This is a genomic window from Rhodococcus sp. IEGM 1306, from assembly GCF_036541985.1.
Classification (GTDB): domain Bacteria; phylum Actinomycetota; class Actinomycetes; order Mycobacteriales; family Mycobacteriaceae; genus Rhodococcus_F; species Rhodococcus_F qingshengii.
Genome location: NZ_JAZHFF010000040.1, coordinates 1 through 951, shown reverse-complemented (window position 1 = coordinate 951; position 951 = coordinate 1). Strand labels below are relative to the sequence as shown.

The 951-nt window shown below is 60.7% G+C and carries 1 protein-coding gene; it reads right to left on the bottom strand.

Annotation, left to right across the window (positions count from 1 at the left end; genetic code table 11):
* On the bottom strand, positions 1–951 hold a 951-nt coding region (locus tag V3587_RS30640; RefSeq protein ID WP_317829944.1), incomplete at both ends, for a condensation domain-containing protein.

The following is a 951-nucleotide window of genomic DNA, read 5'->3' as shown; positions in this document are numbered from 1 at the left end:
GAACCGCACCGCGGTCCGATCACCAAACTCCGCAGCGGCATCATCGAACCACGCCGACAACGTCGAATCCACACCACCATCGGTGCCGACCCCACTCCAGGAGAGAACACGGTCCAACTCACCGACAGTGAGTACGTCCACATCACCGACAGCAAGATTCGGATCTGCGGTGACGCCACGCAGAACATGCAGGAAGCGATCGGCGAAGTCGACAGCGGTCGATTCGTCGAACAGATCCGTCGCATACGTCAGGGTCGCAGACATTCCGGCTTCAGCCTCTTCGAGAGTGAGCTGCAAGTCGAACTTGGCCAGTGCGGCGTCGAACTCGACTGCAGCAGCACGGAGGCCGGGCATGTCGAGAGAAGTCTGACCGAGGTTCTGGAACGTCAACGCCACCTGGAACAACGGGTGGTGTGCCTGCGAACGAACCGGATCGAGCGCTTCCACGATCCGCTCGAACGGAACATCCGCATGCGCGAACGCCTGCAGGTCCACCTCACGCGCCGACGCCAACAACTCCGCAAACGACATCGACGGATCAACCTCGGTACGCAGCACCAAAGTATTGACGAACATACCGATCACGTCATCGAGCTCAGCTTCACCACGACCCGCTATCGGGGCACCGATCGCAATGTCGGTCGTCGCGGACAGTCGTGCCAACAGCACCGCCAGAGCCGAGTGAACAACCATGAACGGAGTTGCATTCGTTGCCTTGGCCAGTTCGTCCAGCTCGGACCACAGCTGCGGTTCGATGGTGAAACTGTGATTGGCGCCGCGCCCTGAAGCAATCTCGGGACGCGGACGATCACCAGGCAGATCCAACTGCTCCGGAAGATCAGCCAACGCATCCGACCAGAACGCAATCTGCTGCGCGATGACGGACTGCGGATCGTCCTCGGACCCGAGAACCTCACGCTGCCACAACGAGTAGTCGGCGTACTGCACCGG